The following is a 14105-nucleotide window of genomic DNA, read 5'->3' as shown; positions in this document are numbered from 1 at the left end:
GACACGACCGGACCGGCCGCCCGAGCTTCAGCGCAGTGCGTACTCGATGCCCAGGGTGGCGAGCACACCGAAGAGGACGCCCCAGAGGATGATCGAGATGACCTGCCAGAAGGCCACGACGTTGCGGTTGGCGCCGAAGCCGACCATCGCCGACGAGGTGATCTGCGACGGCAGGAGAGTCTGGCCGAGCAGCGAGACCCCCGGCACGCCGAACTTGTCGAACATGCGCTTGAGCCGCTGCCGTTTCGGCGACTCATCAGATTCCTTGTTCTTCGTCGCCCTGTCACGAATGGCACCGGCCCCGTAGACGAAGGCGAGCATCGAGACGACATTGCCGATGACGGCCACGAGGATGGCGACCACGGGATGCAAGCCGATGGCAACACCGATGACAGAGCCGAAGTACGACTCGACGAACGGAATGGCGGAGACGAGCAGAACGCCCGCCCACTGCAGCCAGTCGGGAAAGTTTCCGGCGAATTCCTGCAGACTGTCGATCATGAGGGCTCTCTCTTCTTCCGTTCGGGTCCTCTGGTCGGGTCAGCACACTGTTCCTGCCGCGCCGCGTCGACGCCTTGGCACACCGTACTAGTACAACGTACTATACACTGAGCGAAAGCATCGTTGTCAATGAAGCGAGGAGTTCGGTTGTCGAAGCGAGATGAGATCATCGCCGCGGCCATCCGACTGGCCGAGGGGTCGCAACCCGGGCAGGCGAACCTCAGTGTGCGTGCCGTGGCCAAGGAAGCAGGAGTCGGCCCGTCGACCCTGCGCCACTACTTCCCCTCACAGTCCGACCTCCACGAGGCGGTCGCGCTGAAATCCATCGACACCGTCATCAATGACTTCTCCATCGCCGATACGGCCCTCGACCCGGCCGACCGGCTCTATGAATGCTGTGCGCAGTTCCTGCCGACCCATGAGCATCGGGACGTGCAGCTCGAAACCTGGTTCTCCATGCACCTGCATGCCCTCGGGGCCGAGAAGCGGGCCGTGTCCCGCCGGCTCCTCGAGCACGGTCACCAGGTCACATATGACAGCCTGCATCGGTGGCTGAATCTGCTCGCTGAGGAGGGGCACGTCGACCCCGCCGAGGTGGCCCCCATCGCGAAGGCGCTCTTCACCTCCATCGACGGCATCGCACTGCATTCGATCATCTCCCCCGGAACCATGACCGTCGACGCCGCACATGAGCAGGTGAGATGGACGATCGACAAGCTCCTCAGCTCCTGAGCGGCCGATCCGCCACTTCGTGCCCGAGCAGCAAGCATCCCGGGTGGCCCAAAGAGATTCTTGGGTGGTCATTCTGGTCCCGCTCTGCACGGTCTTCCGTGACCATTTCGTCCACCCAGTGGGCCGAGAACCGGCTCAACGATGAGCGGCTGGCCCTCGGCCGAGACTGACCGCATGGCTGCGGCCGAAGCAGTCAACTTAGATGGCTGGGTAACCTGCTGAGAGCGTCAGCTTCACGCTAGGCAATCTTGCAGTTGCGCTCCGCCCAATAAGTGAAGATGGGGATGAAATATCGGTTGGTTGGCGTCTGGTCAAAAGTTCCAAGTTATCCGAAATCCTCTACTTCGCGGTCCATAGTCGGCCACCACAGGACGCGGTTTGCATAGGTTGACCAGCTGATTCCGGTTCTGAGGTCAGGTAGCCAGGTACATCGTCGTAGTGCAATCGAGGAAACAAGAGGAGATGAATTGGCCATCGGCCGAAGAAGGACGACACCAAGGAACTCACGGTCCTCATAGAGAATCGCGGCTTGCTCCTCCGTCGAATCCACATCGCACAATACGCACTCCGTGTCTCAGGTATTTCGGATGACTGCAAGGGCACCACCGGATCAAAGCGTTAAGTTGGAACCATGTCCAATGTTGAACAATCATTCCAGATGCCTTTCACCCCTACCCCGCGCGACTTCAGCGGGTTTCCGATGCCGGCTTCCGTCCCGAAGGGCATGCGGCTTGAACTGAGTCGATCCCGAATTCGACCTGGTCAAGAAGAGACATTTGACGAGTGGATGAACATGCTCAACAGCCGGCCGGACGAATTGCAGGAGAGTCTCCCAGCGGAGCGGCAAGTGTTCGAAGCGACGTTTCGCCACACAGAAGCAGATGGCTCCACGTGGATCTATCACCTCTCACTCATGGGCGAAGACGGCCGAGGGAACGACGAATCGATACCCATCGATGCAGCGCACGTTGCCTACAGCAAGCAGGCAAAGGAACCGGGCTGGGAAGAGCTCGAGCCGCGTTTCATGTTGGCACCCGCCCAGTTGCTCGCATCAATGAAACGCTACGCCGAGTCGGGGCATGACAACGGCTGCGCCTGATGATGTTCAAGTGCTCACCGCATGGCGGCGGCCGCACGGCGCAGCGCCGCGGTGAGTCGGGCCAGCTTGTCAGAGGCCAATTTCCAGTGGTGCCAATACAGTGGGACGTCAATATACGGGTTCTCACCGATCTCGACGAGGTCGGCTTCGAGCCCGTCGAGCTGCATGACCGGCACCATCCCCCATCCGAGGCCTGCCTCCACTGCGGCTGCGAACTCCGCTGACCCCGGCACGACCGACATCGGCGGCCGGCCGTCGACACCACAGCGGCGGAGGAACTCGAACTGCAGGTCGTCGTCCTGCCCGAAGTTCACCATCGGCAGTCGCGTCAGATCCGCCTCGGCGCCAGTGGAATGCCGGTCCAACAGAGAGCGCTCGGCCACAGCGACGTAGCGCATCGTCCCGAGCTCGACGACCGTCGTCCCGTACCCGCCGGTCGCCGTCGAGGTGATCGTGCCGAGCACCTCTCCGGATGCCAGCAGCGGCAGGGCTTTATCCTGGTCGACCATCTCGACGCGGAGGACGACATCGTCCCAGCCGGCCGCCTCGGCGAAGATCGGGCGGAACCACGTCGACATCGAATCGGCGTTCACACCCACCCTCAGCACGGTGGGCTCCCGTCGCCCGTCACCGGATCCACCCGGCCCGAGGGAATCGGCGTCGATGCCGTGCAGCCGATCGAGCGCCTCGGACTCGAGCAGTTCGACCTGCCGAGCGTAGCGGAGGATCGCCTGCCCCGCCTCGGTGACGGTGATCGGGTTCGCCCGTCGGATGAGCACCTGCCCGAGGCGGGACTCGAGCGTGCGAATGCGCTGGCTCGCCGCCGAGGCGGTGATGCCGAGGACGAAGGCCGCCCCCTCGACGGTGCCTTCGTCGACGGCGGCAGCGAGCGCTTTGACGTGATCGATGTTCATGAAGCAATTGTGCATCAGATGCATATTCTGTTGTTTTTCTTACGCCGAGTCAGTCTTTAATCTTGAGTCCGTGCTCACTCATCTCGTCACCGGACTCCTCACCGGCTGGTCGCTCATCATCGCCGTCGGCCCGCAGAACGCCCTCCTGCTGCGACAGGGGATCCGGCGTGAGCACCTCGGCGTCGTCGTCACGATCTGCATCGTCGCCGACGTCCTGCTCATCGGTGCGGGCACAGTGGGAATCGGGGCGATCGTGCTGCTCGCGCCATGGGCGCTAGAGGTCCTGCGTTGGCTGGGCGTGGCCTACCTGCTGTGGTTCGCGTGGACGAGCCTGAAATCGGCGCGCGAAGCCACCGGGCTGAAGGCTGACACTCATCAGCGGACCCTCAAGTCCGTCATCGTCACCACTCTGGCTCTGACGTTCCTCAACCCGGGCGTCTACCTCGACACCGTCGTCATGCTCGGCAACCTCGCGAACCAACAGGGCGCGGACGGAGTCTGGCCGTTCACCCTCGGGGCGATGCTCGGCTCGATCAGCTGGTTCCTCGTCATCGGCTACGGTGCCCGCGGGCTCTCCCGATACCTGGGCCGGCCGCGGGTCTGGCAGGTCCTCGACGTGCTCATCGCGATCGTGCTCATCATCCTCGCGGTGCGGCTCGCGCTCGGATAGGGAGCGGCTGGGTGCGACTCGCAGCGTTGCCCCCGATTTGCTGGTCGATCCGGGGCGGTGTCAGTGCCGACACATACCGTCGCAGACATGGATCCTCGAGTCGATCTGCCGCTGCGCTCAGTGGCCAAGCACGGCCTGTCCCCGCCCGAGCTGAGTCCCTGGCTGCGTGAGCTGCCGGCCGTCCGCGACGTCCTGGCCGGCTTCGAGTTCGATCGCACAACCGTCTTCGTCGGCGAGAACGGCTCCGGCAAGTCGACCATCATCGAGGCCATCGCCACTGCCCTAGACCTCCCTCACGGCGGCGGCTCCGATTGGGAGGTGCGCGACCACGTCGAGGCTCCTCCCGAGCTGAGTGAACACCTGCAGATCGTGCGCGGAGCGACGACGAACCGCAGCGGATTCTTCCTCCGCGCCGAGACGATGCACGAGAACATGGCCTATCTCATGGGCGTCGGTTCGATGCGCGGCCATCACTATGCGCATCGATCGCACGGAGAGATGTTCCTCGACATGCTCACGGGCCGTTTCATGGACCTGGGACTGTGGATCCTCGACGAGCCCGAAAGCGCGCTGTCTTTCACGGCCTCGCTGACTCTTCTTCAGCTCATCCGCGAACGCCAGCGGAAGGGCCTGCAGACCGTCATGGCCACCCACTCCCCCATCCTCGCGCGAGCCGACAACGCGAAGATCGTCGAGGTCGGCGACTGGGGCTTGCGCGAATCCGCGTGGGAGGACCTCGAGATGGTCGATCACTGGCGCCGTTTCCTCCACGACCCGCAGAGGTACCTGCGCTACCTCGACGGCTGAGCTGCGGCCTACGCCCGCGATGCCAGAGACGACCCCACTCCTTGCTCTGCTGCCACGCGCAGCTTGCACCCGGGAGGTTCCCAACACCTCGGCGGTGCTTGCTTGAGCACCTCCCCACTGGGTTTAGCTGGATTGTTGGGTCGATCCGCGGCGTTTCACGCCGTAAAAACACCGTGGATCGACCCAACAATGCGCCGATAGCGTCTGGCGCCCGCCGCTGGGAGCACCCTGGCGTCCCAGCGCCCGCTGGGGTGGAGTCCCCACTGGCCGGCCCCGCACCCTGACCCGGGCCTACAGCTGCAGGCTCGGGTGGAGCTGAGTGAGGGTGACCATGCGCTTGCGACTGCAGACCACGGTTGTGGCGACCAGGGAGAGCGCGGTCATCAGCAGCAGGACCACGGCCGCCTGGGCTGCGATGAACATGTCACCACCGGCGACGAGTGTGCGCAGACCGCTGACCGCGTGCGTCATCGGCAGGAACGGCGAGATGATCTGGAAGATCTTCGGTGCCGTCTCGACCGGATAGGTCCCGCCTGCCGAAGCGATCTGCAGCATCAGCAGGACCAGAGCGACGAGTCTGCCGACACCGCCCAAGGCCGCGACACACAACTGGTGCACGGAGTGGAAACACGCCGCCGCGAGCATCGAGAACAGCAGCGTCCACAGCCACGCTCCGGCCGAGAAGTCCAAGGTGAATGCGAGGATCGCGTAGAGGACTGCGACTTGAGCGATACCGAAGAGGAGCCCGGGAACGTAGCCGGCCCAGGCGATGCGCGACGAAGTCGCCGATGAGAACAGCGCCCGATATGGAATGGCGTTGATGACCATATAGGTGATCATTCCGCCGATCCACAGAGCCAAGGAGACGAAGAACGCGGACAGTCCCTCGCCGTAGGCGTCGACCGCGTTGTCCTTGACCTTGTCTGCATCGACGGGAACAGCCACGACATCCGAACGGTTCTCCCGGTCCTTCTTGTCATAGGTCGGGATCTGCTCGAGTCCCTTCTGCAGACCATCGGCGAGTTCGCCGGAGCCGTCATCGAGTTTGTCCGCGCCCTTGTCGAGTTCGGTCGACCCGTCAACGAGCTGTTCCGAACCGTCCTTGAGATCACCGGCTCCGTCCTTAGCCTTCGCCGTGCCGTCCTTGAGCTGGACGGCACCGTCATGGAGGTCACCGGCTCCCTTGGCGAGCTTTCCCGCACCTGCGTCGAGCTTGATCAGCCCGGAGTGGAGGTCGTCGGCACCGGTCGCAACCTTCTGCGCTCCGTCGTCGAGCTGACCGATCTTCTTATCGGCCGTGCGGATCTTGTCCATCACCCCGTCGACCGCGTCGGTCAGCTTGTCCTCGAGGCTCTTGGCTTCATCCTTGGCATCCGAGGCGCGCTCGTGCGCGGAATCGAGGTCCTCGCCGAGGCCGTCGGCATCCTCGGCGAGTTTCTTGACGTTCGGGTCGTCCGGATAGTCCTCCTGCAGCTGCTTGATCCGGTCGTCCATGTCCCCGCGCACGGTGGTGCGGGCGTCGTCGAAGTCCCCTTCGGCGCGCTCGAGCTTGGGGCGGGCCCCATCGACGACGTCATCGGCCTTGCGTTTGACGTCCTCGGCCTTCCTCGTGGCCTCGTCGGCGGTATCACGCAGCTCGGAGGTGCCGTCGGCGACCTGCCCGGCACCGTCGGCGAGTTTCTTCGAGCCGTTCTTCGCCTCGGTGGTGGATTTCGCCAGGGTATCGGCTCCGTCGGCGAGGTCGCCGCTGCCTTTCTTCAGCTCTCCCGCACCGTCGTCGAGGTCGATGAGTCCTGTCTGCAGCGTTCCGATTCCTTTGTCGAGCTTCGTCGTCCCGTCCACGAGCTCTCCGGTGCCGTCGTGGAGCTGGCCTGCTCCGTCGTGCAGTTCGGCCGCACCGTCTGCAGCCTTCTCCGTCTCGGAGTGGATATCGTTGAATCCGAGATACACCTGATTGACGTACTCGGCGGTCGTCGTCTTACTCAGTCCGTCCTTGATCTCGGAGAGGATGGTCCCGGCCATCTGCCCGACGATGAAGTTGTGGGCGTCGTCGGTGCGCAGCCGCAGCCCTGCTTGCTCCGGATCGTCACCGCCGGTCGACACGAGCTTCTCGGAGAAGTCCGAGGGGATCTCGAGGACCGCGAAGTACTTCCCTTCGGCCAGCCCCTCGTCGGCTTCTTCCTGGCTGGTCCCCTCCCAGTCGAATCCGCCTTCGCCCTTCGGCGTGATCTCGTCGACGAGTTCCTGACCGGCGTCGAGCTTCTCTCCGTCCGAGTCGGGCTTCTCGGCGCCGGTGTCCTCGTTGACGATCGCTGCCTGCAGCTTGTCGAGGTGCCCGGCCGGGTCCCAGTTCGAGGCCAGGTACAGCCCGCCGTAGATCGACGGGATGACGATGATGACGATCATCGCCAAGCGCGTGATCGTGTGGCGTTTGAATCGTGAGAGTTCTAACCAGGGCAGGGAGAACATTCGGGAATCTCCTCGGATTCGTGTACGTGGGGCAGGAAGTTCAGTGTTTGGACCCGCGATGAGCGGGAGGGTGGGGCGGCAGTTCGAGGTCGACAATCGACGGCTCCGCGCGGGAGCCGAGCGACCTGGTGGCGATGTCGAGTTCGCTCGAGTCCTCGCAGGAGACGATCACCGTGAGCAGGTCCTCGGGATCCCGTGATCTGCGCAGCTGCTGGTAGATGAGGATCCCGGCCCAAGCGCGGGCTCGGTCGGCGGATTCGCGCAGGTAGTCGATGTTGTCGATGACGACGACAGGTGGGCGGCTGAGGCTTGCCAGCCCGAATTCGAGGAAGAATTTCTGCAGCTCGCTCAGCTCGGAGACGAATACCTCTCCGTCATCGTCGATGAGGAAGTCCGCGCGCTGGGCGTCCTGCTTCGAGAACGTCCCCGGCGGGAGTTCGTCGATCATCTCACCGGCCGTGGTGAAAGTGTCCCGGATGAGGCCGATGACCTCGCGCAATGTCGATTTCGACGCCCACGGCTTATACCAGGGCTGCAGCATGATCTGTCGTTCGGCGACGTGCTGAGCGACCGTGAAGTCGTCCTCAAGGTCCGTCAGCCCGGCGATATGTCCGACCGCAACCTGCCCGCGCACGGTGCGGGCCTGCTTGCGGATATCGATATCGCCGAGGCGGCCCTCCCCGTCCGAGACCCGCATCCTCGCAGCCAAGGACAGCAGGAAGGAGGTCTTCCCGCTGCCGGCGGGCCCGCGGACGACGGCGATGGCGCCGGTCGGCACCTCGAGGTCGATATCGGTGAACACATCGCCCTGTTTTCCGGACAGGGACCAACCGCGCAGCGAGACCGCTGGCGCGTCGATGTCGGCGTCCTCGGCGAGAGTGTCCGTTGTGCTCTCCATAGCCATCGCTCCCAATCGTCTGTGCCCTTGTCGATCCGGTCAGTGCCGGAGATCTCTGCACCGCGCAGGTGACTGCAGAATACGCCACTACCGGCACGTGGGGATGTGAAGCGGGCGACTCCACATGAAGTTACCGGTTGGTAACGCCAGTGAATTCTCTCATGGAAATGATGGAAGAGTGACTTGGGGAGACCCAGATGTCACGAATTACACATCGATTCTCTGTACAGAGGCTATCGGGCGGTCTTTCGATGGGACCGCGGCACCCTCTAGACAGCTGGGGCTGCAACGCGGTTTCAGGGGTGGGGTCGTACTATCGAAGACGTCGATGTCCCTCGACACACGACGACGAGCATGGGGAGCGAATGAACACGGCCGATCGCGACCTCACCGGCCTGCACGGACGGTGGGGACTGAGCCCGTCGACACTGGCTCCCGGGTGCTTCGCCTCGGTGATGGCGACCGGGATCGTGTCGATCGGTGCCGAGCTCGCAGGGCTGCATCTGCTGTCAGTGACTCTGTTCTGGCTCGCCGTCGCCCTGTACGTGTTCTTCACCGTACTCACCGTGGTGCGGATCCTCCGATATCCCGATGCTGTTCGCGCCGACCTGCATGATCCCTCCCGAGCGTTCGGCTTCTTCACCGCCGTGGCCGGCACGAATGTCCTGGCGACGGGCTTCGTCGGCCTGGGGATGATTCCGCCTGCGCTCACCCTCTTCGTTCTCGGCGGTCTGCTCTGGCTGGTGCTCGGGTACGGGATTCCCTTCACCGCGATCCTCGGGTCGAGCACACGGCCGGTGTCGGCAGGGGTGAAGGGCACGTGGCTCGTGTGGGCGGTGGCCGCTCAATCAGTGGCGGTGGTCGCCGCGAGCCTGGGGATCGAACTTCCGAACACTCCCGACGCCGATCGCAGTCTGGTCTCGTTCCTCGCGCTCACAGCGGTGGTCATGTGGGCCGTGGGTCTGGCGCTCTATGTCGTGTGCTTGATTGCGATCGGCGTGCGCATTCTCCAGCATCGGTTCGGGCCCGAGGACCTCGATGCCCCGTATTGGGTGACGATGGGCGCACTGGCGATCACGATCGTAGCGGGCTCGCGGATTCTCAATCTCGGCGGAACTCCCCTGCTCGAGACGACACGCGTACTGGTCGGAGCATCCTCGGCGCTGCTGTGGGCGATTGCCACGTGGCTCATCCCGGCCCTCGTCGCCGCGGGCATCTGGAAACACCTCGTCCACCGGGTACCGATAACCTATTCGGCCGGGTTGTGGAGCATGGTCTTCCCTGTGGGCATGTACGCGGTGGCGAGCATCTACCTGGGTCGGTCGGATCATGTGCCGGCGATCGAGTGGATCGGCCAGCACTGGTTCTGGGTCGGTCTCGCGATCTGGGCGATCGTCTTCGTCGCCATGGTCTCGTCATTCATCAGAACCCTCCGCCGCCCCTGACCGGCCGGGTCGCGTCGGCAGCACAACGCCCCGCCGGCGGCATCTCGCACCGTTGCAATTGTGCGAGATGCCGCCGGCGGGGCGTGATGGCCGCGCAGCTGTAGGACGTGTCAGCAGCGGGGCGTGATGCCTGCGCCGAAATCAGCCGTCGAAGCGCTGCCCCTCGGGCTTGGATGGCATGATCATCAGCACGAGCACGATGATCCCCCCGACGCCTGGGATGAGGCCCAGGAACCACATGGGTCCTGGGAAGTTTCCGTCATGGAGCCGACGCCACGAGATAGCGAGCTGCGGCAAGAGGACAGCCAGACCGATGATGCCCATGAGGATTCCCCCGATGCCGGTCAGAGCAATCGATGCACCGGAAGGGCCGGCAGCTGCAGACATGCCATAAGGGTCCGCCGCCGCCATCGATGCGGAAGCACCCATCATCCCGAGTCCGATGGAATACAGGATGGTGGGAACAATCATCAGCAGCGCAATGAAGAGGTAAGCGAACCAGTACTCACTGCGGGAAGCTCGTCCTTTGAAGTTGACATAGTTTTTGAAGAAGCGCTTGACGGCCTGGCCGAAGCTCGCACCGTAGAGAGGGAGCGAGAGGTCATCGGGGCTGGTGGCACCGCGAGGTGCTCCACCGAAGCCCTGGCCTCCGAAGCCCTGGCCGGCGGCGCCGGGCAATCCTTGACCGGGTGCGCCGGAGTTGTATGCTGCATTCGCGTCGTAGGACATGATGGCCTTCATTTGTAGGTGATGTTTCTGGTCGCGTTCCGTCGTCGATGAGCAGAGTTCTCTCAGTCGATCTTCGGATTGCGCGAAATCTATTCTGCCCTAGGCTCTCCGTCGATCATGTGTCGAACCGGTTTCAGATCTGCAACAGAGCTCAACGTTCATCTTCCGGCTGCCCCGGGGATTGGGACGAATGCGAACACGGTCCAACGCGCATAGGCACACTTCACGAGTTGAGGCATCACGCCAGACATGACGTCAGGCAAGAATACGGCGCCCGAGGAATGATTCCTCGAGCGCCATAGTCAGTGGCCCCGCCCCACTCCGAGCGGTTCGACATCGACTGAAGCCGGCGCCGCCTGCAGGCAGTGACGCCTCAGGCGTCGCCTCCGGTCAGTGCATAGGCTTCGTCGACCGACGACTCGTCGATGTGACCGTCGACGCGGCGCAGCGCCTTCCACCCCACAGAGATGACGACGACCGACAGCAGCACGGCGCCGGCCCCGAAGAGGTAGGGCGAGCCTGCACTGATCGATTCGGACACCGAACCCGCGACGATCGGAGCGATCGCACCGCCGACAAAGCGCACACCCGAGTAGGTGCCCGAGGCGACGGGACGGGGCAGGTCGCTGACCTCCATCGCCGATTCGGTGAAGACGGTGTTGAGCACCCCCAGAAGCATGCCCGCGACGATGATGCAGACGATGATGCCGATGAATGACTCGACGAGGAAGGACATCACACCCAGCAGCACGGCGAGTGCAATCAGGGTGACGATGAGGCTGCGGCGACGTCCCATCCGCTTGGTCAGCACCGGGGCTCCGAACACCGAGGTGATCGCCACGCAGATGCCCCACCCGAAGAAGACGTAGCCGAGGCCCATAGCCCCGAAGTCCTCCATCCCCAACTTCGCGGCGGCCGCCTCGACGGGGAACGGGCTGTAGGCCAGCAGGATGAAGAAGCCGAAGTTGTACAGTAGAGCGGAGACGCCGAGCACGGCCACACCCGGACGGGCGAGCGCCCGGAATGTGGCGCTGAGCTTGATCGGCTCTGCCGAAGGCCCGTTCGAGCTCGTACCGTTCGGCAGCAGCACGATGATCGCGATGAAGCCGATGGCCATGAGGACTGCGGTGCCGAAGAACGGCCCTCGCCAGGAGATGCCGCCCAGCAGTCCGCCGAGCAGTGGGCCGGTAGCGATGCCGACGCCGAGAGCAGCCTCGTAGAGGATGATCGCCTTCTCCGCGCCTCCGGAGGCAGCACCGACGATCGTCGACAGAGCGGTGGAGATGAACAGTGCGTTGCCCAGACCCCAACCGGCACGGAAGCCGATGATCTGGTCGACGGAACCGGAGAATCCGGCCAGAGCCGCGAACGCGACGATGAGGACGAGACCGATGAGCAGCGTGGTCTTCGCACCGATGCGCGAGGACAGGAAGCTCGTGAAGAACATCATTCCGCCGGTGATGAACAGGTAGCTGGTGAACAGCAGCATCGATTGGGCGGGTGTGGCGTCGAGCTCGGCCGATATAGCCGGCAGGATCGGATCGACCAGGCCGATGCCCATGAAGGCGATGACCGCGGCGAATGCGACCGCCCAGACGGCACGCGGCTGGCGAAGGATCGACGTTCCCGCCCCGGTATCGCCGGGTGTTTCGTCCCGTGTGGTTTCGTTGTCTGCTGACGCTCTCATCTGCTGGTCGCGTCCCCTTTCCTGTGGTGCGTCCTTCTGTGGTGCGCTCGGTTCCGAAATCTGTTCCGGAATCGTGGTTGAACAGCTGTGGCGGTTTCGGCAGCTAGCCCGCGGCCGAGTCCGGGCCCGGACCGTCGGCGGGCTCTTCGGCAGAGTCGACCGGATGGCGGTCCTTGAGGAAGTCCGAGACCAGTCCGAGCGCGCGATCGACGCTCTGCCGCTCCTCGACGCTCAGCGACTCGAAGTACGGCTGAATCTGCTCGATCATGATCGAGCGGTTCTCCGCCAACCGCTCCCGGCCGGCGTCGGTCAGCGAGAACTGCGAAGCACGGCCATCCGTCGGGCTGGGTTCGCGCACGACGAGTCCGGCCTCCTCGAGCTTGGCGAGGAGCTTCGTCGCCGCAGGCTGCGAGCTCAGATATCCCTGCGCGAAGTGTCCGACGCGAACGGGCTGATACTGTTCGACGACGGCGAGCGCGCGCAGCGCCGCCAGTGAGTTCTCATTGCCGATCACTCGCCGAAACGCTCGGGTCAGGCGCGACGACACGACAACGAGCCGCGAGACGAGCTCAGCCGAATCCACATCATCCATAACCTATTTATATACCCAGGTTATGGATCTGGGCAAATCGAGCGCGCTTCCGAATGCTTCCTCAACGCCCCGTGAGGCCGCCCTCGCGCCGTCAAAATGGGGCTGTGTGACGAAGCTCACCCTCGCCTCGGCGATGGTCGTGCTAACCTGGCCTCATATGTTCCGGGGACGGTGAAATTCCGTACCGGCGGTCAGAGTCCGCGACCCGCTCGCATTCGTGCAGGCGGTTGATTCGGTGAAATTCCGAAACCGACAGTCAGAGTCTGGATGGGAGGAGCATGGTGGCCTCGGCCGCTGTGTTTCGGTGCATTCGACCGCACCGTCGCGCGAGCCGACCGCCCTGATGGTTGCACCCGCAATATCCTCCCTCCCGGCGAAGGCTCGGGAGGTTTTTCATGAGCGCGCAGCTCAGTGACGCGGCGGAGTCCACCGAACTCGAATCCGCGGCGATGACCGCCGCCCTAGACGCCGCCCGCGAAGGTTTTCGTGGCGCGAATCCGCTGGTGGGGGCGGCAATCCTGACCGCCGACGGCCAGATCGTGACCGGGCATCACGGCGGTGCCGGAACGCCCCATGCCGAGGTCGACGTCATCACCACTGCCCATGATCTCGACATCGACCTGAGCGCCTCGACCCTGCTGGTCACCCTTGAACCCTGCTCCCACCACGGCCGGACCGGACCCTGCACCGAGGCGATCATCTCCGCCGGGATCCCCTCCGTCGTCTTCGCCGCCGCCGACCCGAATCCGCTGGCCGCCGGCGGCGGGAACACCCTCGCCGAGGCGGGGCTCACGGTCCGCGCGGGACTGCACCGGGAGGAGTCCCGCGCACTCAATGTCCGCTGGCTCCGGGCCATGGCCGAGACCCGCCCGTTCGTCACGGTGAAGATCGCGCAGAGCCTCGACGGGGCCGTCGCCGCCAACGACGGCACCAGCCGATGGATCACCTCGGAGCAGTCGCGGATGCATGCTCACGAGGTCCGGTCCCGCGTCGACGCCATCCTCGTCGGAACCGGCACCGCCGTGGCCGACGACCCGCGCCTCAATGCCCGGGGGCGTGACGGAATCGCGCTCGACGATCAGCCGCGGCCCGTTGTGCTCGGCACCTCCGACCTGCCGGTCACGTCGTTTCTCGCCCTCAACCCGAACACTCTCCATCTGCGCACTCACGATGTCCGGGAGGCGCTGGACCGGCTGCACGAGGCAGGGGTGCGCCACCTTCTCGTCGAGGGTGGGCCCACGGTGTCAGGCGCGTTCTTCGCCGCCGGAGTCGTCGACGAAGTCTTCTGCTACCAGGCCCCGATCCTCATCGGCCCCGGACGCAGCAGTGTCGAAGGCTTGGACATCGGCACCCTCGGGGAGGCCCTGCGGCTGGTCCCCGATGACACGGAGACACCGGCGATGTCGCAGCTCGGCCCGGACTTCTTACTGCACTTCGAGACAGCGGATCTGGAACCAGACGCATCCGAGAGCCCCGGTGGGTCTGCGCCGCCAGGGACCTGAATCCAGTTCTCACTGCGACACACGCCGCACTCCCCCAGCAAGCAGCATCGTCCACGCCCA

At 64.3% G+C, this 14105-nt stretch carries 13 protein-coding genes and 1 riboswitch; of the genes, 6 read left to right on the top strand and 7 right to left on the bottom strand.

What is annotated here, in order from left to right; translation table 11 throughout:
* Positions 1 to 27: 27 nt before the first annotated feature.
* Positions 28 to 501 carry a hypothetical protein gene (locus tag GUY37_RS01870; RefSeq protein ID WP_166821511.1) on the bottom strand — a complete coding sequence of 158 codons (474 nt, stop codon included), beginning with the start codon at positions 499 to 501 and terminating at the stop codon, positions 28 to 30.
* 147 nt (positions 502 to 648) lie between these two features.
* Here GUY37_RS01870 and GUY37_RS01865 point away from each other — a divergent pair, with 147 nt between their 5' ends.
* Together GUY37_RS01865 and GUY37_RS01860 are read left to right on the top strand one after the other, a co-directional pair.
* Positions 649 to 1233, top strand: coding sequence for a TetR/AcrR family transcriptional regulator (locus GUY37_RS01865; RefSeq protein ID WP_166821508.1), 585 nt, complete (start codon positions 649 to 651; stop codon positions 1231 to 1233).
* A gap of 631 nt (positions 1234 to 1864) precedes the next feature.
* On the top strand, positions 1865 to 2332 hold the full coding sequence (locus GUY37_RS01860) for a DUF6176 family protein (RefSeq protein WP_228278298.1): 468 nt from the start codon (positions 1865 to 1867) through the stop codon (positions 2330 to 2332).
* A gap of 14 nt (positions 2333 to 2346) precedes the next feature.
* On the opposite strand, the gene GUY37_RS01855 is transcribed toward GUY37_RS01860, so the two are convergent.
* Positions 2347 to 3246, bottom strand: coding sequence for an ArgP/LysG family DNA-binding transcriptional regulator (locus GUY37_RS01855; RefSeq protein WP_228278297.1), 900 nt, complete (start codon positions 3244 to 3246; stop codon positions 2347 to 2349).
* A 70-nt stretch (positions 3247 to 3316) separates the two neighbouring features.
* On the opposite strand from GUY37_RS01855, the gene GUY37_RS01850 reads away from it, so the two are divergent.
* Both GUY37_RS01850 and GUY37_RS01845 read left to right on the top strand, forming a co-directional pair.
* Positions 3317 to 3916, top strand: a complete 600-nt coding sequence (locus GUY37_RS01850) for a LysE/ArgO family amino acid transporter (protein WP_227492618.1) — start codon at positions 3317 to 3319, stop codon at positions 3914 to 3916.
* A gap of 87 nt (positions 3917 to 4003) precedes the next feature.
* On the top strand, positions 4004 to 4723 hold the full coding sequence (locus GUY37_RS01845) for an AAA family ATPase (RefSeq protein WP_166821502.1): 720 nt from the start codon (positions 4004 to 4006) through the stop codon (positions 4721 to 4723).
* Between the two features lie 291 nt (positions 4724 to 5014).
* Here GUY37_RS01845 and GUY37_RS01840 read toward each other — a convergent pair whose 3' ends face one another.
* Together GUY37_RS01840 and GUY37_RS01835 are read right to left on the bottom strand one after the other, a co-directional pair.
* A complete protein-coding gene (locus GUY37_RS01840; RefSeq protein WP_166821499.1) occupies positions 5015 to 7192 on the bottom strand; it encodes a YhgE/Pip domain-containing protein in 2178 nt (725 codons plus the stop codon).
* A 40-nt stretch (positions 7193 to 7232) separates the two neighbouring features.
* Complete coding sequence (locus tag GUY37_RS01835; RefSeq protein ID WP_166821496.1) at positions 7233 to 8090, bottom strand: ATP-binding cassette domain-containing protein; 858 nt, start codon at positions 8088 to 8090, stop codon at positions 7233 to 7235.
* 365 nt (positions 8091 to 8455) lie between these two features.
* On the opposite strand from GUY37_RS01835, the gene GUY37_RS01830 reads away from it, so the two are divergent.
* Positions 8456 to 9535 carry a tellurite resistance/C4-dicarboxylate transporter family protein gene (locus GUY37_RS01830; protein ID WP_166821493.1) on the top strand — a complete coding sequence of 360 codons (1080 nt, stop codon included), beginning with the start codon at positions 8456 to 8458 and terminating at the stop codon, positions 9533 to 9535.
* 141 nt (positions 9536 to 9676) lie between these two features.
* On the opposite strand, the gene GUY37_RS01825 is transcribed toward GUY37_RS01830, so the two are convergent.
* The 3 genes from GUY37_RS01825 to GUY37_RS01815 all read right to left on the bottom strand — a co-directional run bounded on the left by GUY37_RS01825 (position 9677) and on the right by GUY37_RS01815 (position 12543).
* Positions 9677 to 10276 carry a DUF805 domain-containing protein gene (locus tag GUY37_RS01825; protein ID WP_166821491.1) on the bottom strand — a complete coding sequence of 200 codons (600 nt, stop codon included), beginning with the start codon at positions 10274 to 10276 and terminating at the stop codon, positions 9677 to 9679.
* Between the two features lie 361 nt (positions 10277 to 10637).
* Positions 10638 to 11951: an MFS transporter gene (locus GUY37_RS01820; protein WP_166821488.1), complete on the bottom strand. Its 1314-nt coding sequence runs from the start codon at positions 11949 to 11951 to the stop codon at positions 10638 to 10640.
* Positions 11952 to 12054: 103 nt separating this feature from the next.
* Positions 12055 to 12543 (bottom strand): MarR family winged helix-turn-helix transcriptional regulator, encoded by a 489-nt coding sequence (locus tag GUY37_RS01815; RefSeq protein ID WP_166821485.1) that lies wholly within the window; start codon positions 12541 to 12543, stop codon positions 12055 to 12057.
* A gap of 154 nt (positions 12544 to 12697) precedes the next feature.
* Positions 12698 to 12826, top strand: a riboswitch (FMN riboswitch).
* Positions 12827 to 12938: 112 nt separating this feature from the next.
* On the opposite strand from GUY37_RS01815, the gene ribD reads away from it, so the two are divergent.
* Positions 12939 to 14045 carry a bifunctional diaminohydroxyphosphoribosylaminopyrimidine deaminase/5-amino-6-(5-phosphoribosylamino)uracil reductase RibD gene (ribD, locus tag GUY37_RS01810; RefSeq protein WP_228278296.1) on the top strand — a complete coding sequence of 369 codons (1107 nt, stop codon included), beginning with the start codon at positions 12939 to 12941 and terminating at the stop codon, positions 14043 to 14045.
* The last annotated feature ends 60 nt before the right edge of the window (positions 14046 to 14105 follow it).

Source organism: Brevibacterium limosum (genome assembly GCF_011617705.1).
GTDB lineage: Bacteria > Actinomycetota > Actinomycetes > Actinomycetales > Brevibacteriaceae > Brevibacterium > Brevibacterium limosum.
Note: the sequence above shows the minus strand (reverse complement) of the source record. Positions and strands in the feature narration are given on the sequence as shown.

Excerpts from the sequence above, each read along its gene's own strand:
- GUY37_RS01870 (WP_166821511.1), bottom strand. The coding sequence starts at position 501 with ATGATCGACAGTCTGCAGGAATTCGCCGGAAACTTTCCCGACTGGCTG.
- GUY37_RS01860 (WP_228278298.1), top strand. The coding sequence starts at position 1,865 with ATGTCCAATGTTGAACAATCATTCCAGATGCCTTTCACCCCTACCCCG.
- GUY37_RS01855 (WP_228278297.1), bottom strand. The coding sequence starts at position 3,246 with ATGAACATCGATCACGTCAAAGCGCTCGCTGCCGCCGTCGACGAAGGC.
- GUY37_RS01845 (WP_166821502.1), top strand. The coding sequence starts at position 4,004 with ATGGATCCTCGAGTCGATCTGCCGCTGCGCTCAGTGGCCAAGCACGGC.
- GUY37_RS01840 (WP_166821499.1), bottom strand. The coding sequence starts at position 7,192 with ATGTTCTCCCTGCCCTGGTTAGAACTCTCACGATTCAAACGCCACACG.
- GUY37_RS01835 (WP_166821496.1), bottom strand. The coding sequence starts at position 8,090 with ATGGAGAGCACAACGGACACTCTCGCCGAGGACGCCGACATCGACGCG.
- GUY37_RS01830 (WP_166821493.1), top strand. The coding sequence starts at position 8,456 with ATGAACACGGCCGATCGCGACCTCACCGGCCTGCACGGACGGTGGGGA.
- GUY37_RS01825 (WP_166821491.1), bottom strand. The coding sequence starts at position 10,276 with ATGAAGGCCATCATGTCCTACGACGCGAATGCAGCATACAACTCCGGC.
- GUY37_RS01820 (WP_166821488.1), bottom strand. The coding sequence starts at position 11,951 with ATGAGAGCGTCAGCAGACAACGAAACCACACGGGACGAAACACCCGGC.
- GUY37_RS01815 (WP_166821485.1), bottom strand. The coding sequence starts at position 12,543 with ATGGATGATGTGGATTCGGCTGAGCTCGTCTCGCGGCTCGTTGTCGTG.
- ribD (WP_228278296.1), top strand. The coding sequence starts at position 12,939 with ATGAGCGCGCAGCTCAGTGACGCGGCGGAGTCCACCGAACTCGAATCC.